The following is a 2,491-nucleotide window of genomic DNA, read 5'->3' as shown; positions in this document are numbered from 1 at the left end:
AATCAGGAAGACCATACGATGAAAACTTTGTTTCAAAATTAGTCTAAAAAGACTTGTTTTTTAACTCAGTTCTTTGTTGTGCCCAGTAATTTTATTTAAATTTTGAGTTTAAAAAATTCTTTAACCCTAAATAATTATCTTCGCCCCCACATGTCCGATATAGAATATTCAAGTTGGAGTCCATTATAATAAACGTAGGATAACATTGAATTCTTAAACCACCAATTATTGGAGATGACATATCTCCAGATTTCGGTTTTCCGTTTATTATTCCATTATACCAATTCATTTGATTGTTTTTTGTGTATTCTAAAACAGGTTTTGGGTCTAATTCAAAAGCTAGACTTACAAATTCAATATGTTTGTTGTATTTTTTGTGTAATTCGACTAATTCAGGGGTAAGTTCTTTACAGGGTTCGCACCAAGTACCCCAAAAGTCCAGCAAAATAAACCCTTTTTCTTCGGTCAACTCTTTAAGAGTTGACTTATTGTTTTGCAAGTCGGTAATTTCGTAATTTTTTGAAATTTCATTTGTCCTAAATCCATAGAGAGTGGCAACATTTCGAATTTCATTTATGATTAATTTTGAAGGGAAAAATGATAAACTGTCTATTCTAAAATACTTATCATCAAGTTTTAAAGTATCCATAAGTTTATAATCGGCAAATAATTGATGATTTCTTGAATAAAAGGTGGTGTCTGATTTTTTAAAAATAATTTCAGTTCCAAACATTCCTTCTTTAACGCCAACCCCATAATTAACCTTATCGAGTTCAAATGTTCCATATAAAAAGTCATGTTCTAAGGCCATTATTTGTAAACTATGTTTAAACTTTTCTTTTTCGGTTTCTTGAATATAAGAAATTGAATTATGCTCGGGGAGAAATTGAAGGTGTGCTATTTGTTTATAGAATTTGTCGTTTGAAAATTTAGTTACTTTTAAGCTTTTTACATTGAATGAGTCACGGTAAGTTTCTTTATCGGTAATATTTTTACTGAATTCAATTAACTTATCATCACTAAAGTCCTTATTTTCATTTACATCTATTATAAAATATCGTTTACCTTTGTTAAAACCACTTAGGACATAGATTTTGCTGTGAATAGAATCAGTACTTTCTTTTTTGACTTTCCCAATTTCTATAGCCTTTTCTAAATCTCTGCTGGAAATAGTATTTAAATACATTACAAAAGAACTGTCTTTATTAATTATACCTTGAAATTCATCTAGCCCTGTATTTAAATACCTCAAAGTAAATAATGTTTTTCTAAAAGGATTGTCATCAGTTCTGGCTTTTAAATCAATAGTTATTTTGGAGGGGACATTTTCTTTTTTATTACAAGAGATTAAAATAATAAAAAATCCTAGTAGGAATAATCTTGATTTCATTTTGAGTTTTTTATTGGGCACAACGTTGATGTATATGGAAAGTTGCGTGTTTGAGTGCGAGGATTTTCCGAAGGAAAATCAGAAGCTAGCAAACAAAGCAACTAATATTGGTTTAGGATAAAACTAGCAATTTTTTATATACGGTGTTACAAAACGTTTTATTTACTCAATAATTATTTCTGTTAAACCACAGCTTTTCGGCATATAAATTTTCTTGCCAGTTTTTATAAAATCAATAAGTTTTTCGGTATATCTTAATTTTCCGTAATAATCGATATAATATATTTCTTTTATTAATCCCATTGGGATCATTTCATTTAATATCCATTTTTCATATTGATCAAGATTTCTGAAAAGAGGTAAATCAAAATTTGATGATTTATCAATAATGAAGTAAAAAGTTCCAATTTTTTTTCTTTTTCTTTTCTTTGAATTATTACAGCTGTATTTATAATGAAAAAATGATTTATTATTAATTAATGTATCTTTTAATTTGATATGATCAAAATCTTCTTTTTTTAAGCGATTTAAATGCAAGGGATTTAATAACCCTCTAATATCCCTACAATTCATATTAATCAGATCAGCGTCATTTAATTCTGATTTTAAGATTACAGCATTTGAAAAGAGTTTTCTTTTGTGGTCTTGGAAAACGAGTTTATAATTTAAACTATCTTCTTCGGAAATAATCGCATAATATTCATTCTGTTTTGAATTTATTAAATAATACCTTTTCACATTCTGTTTAGAAACTTTATAACGTTGATTCCTAATTTTAACCGGTTTTTCGTAGAATATCATTGCATCATATTCCATTATATAATCAAAATCATATAGTTTTTGAGAATAACCAATGGTAAATGTTAAACTAAATAGTATAATCAGAACTTTCATCGGTAATGTTTTGTAACGTGATTGTATATGGAAAGTTGCGTGTTTGTGTGCGAGGATTTTCCGAAGGAAAATCAGAAGCTAACAAACGAGCAACGACCTTTAAATTTAGCCTAAAATAGCAATTTTTTATATACGGCTTAAGTTTGTCTTTTGTTAAATTAGATAAATAAATTAGAAAGAACAAAAGAGAGGATTAAGGTTATTTTA

At 27.7% G+C, this 2,491-nt stretch carries 2 protein-coding genes; both read right to left on the bottom strand.

Going from position 1 to position 2,491, the window contains the following annotated elements:
* Window positions 1-91 precede the first annotated feature (91 nt).
* Window positions 92-1,390 carry a TlpA family protein disulfide reductase gene (locus tag G5V56_RS12260; RefSeq protein WP_166965412.1) on the bottom strand — a complete coding sequence of 433 codons (1,299 nt, stop codon included), beginning with the start codon at window positions 1,388-1,390 and terminating at the stop codon, window positions 92-94.
* A gap of 162 nt (window positions 1,391-1,552) precedes the next feature.
* Window positions 1,553-2,284, bottom strand: coding sequence for a hypothetical protein (locus tag G5V56_RS12255; protein WP_166965410.1), 732 nt, complete (start codon window positions 2,282-2,284; stop codon window positions 1,553-1,555).
* Window positions 2,285-2,491 lie beyond the last annotated feature (207 nt).

The organism is Yeosuana marina, assembly GCF_011762485.1.
Lineage (GTDB): Bacteria > Bacteroidota > Bacteroidia > Flavobacteriales > Flavobacteriaceae > Yeosuana > Yeosuana marina.
The sequence above is the reverse complement of the archived record's forward strand: the minus strand, read 5'-3'. Positions and strand labels throughout refer to the sequence as shown.

Bases quoted from the DNA above. Each gene is read 5' to 3' on its own strand.
- G5V56_RS12260 (WP_166965412.1), bottom strand. From the start codon at position 1,390: ATGAAATCAAGATTATTCCTACTAGGATTTTTTATTATTTTAATCTCT.
- G5V56_RS12255 (WP_166965410.1), bottom strand. From the start codon at position 2,284: ATGAAAGTTCTGATTATACTATTTAGTTTAACATTTACCATTGGTTAT.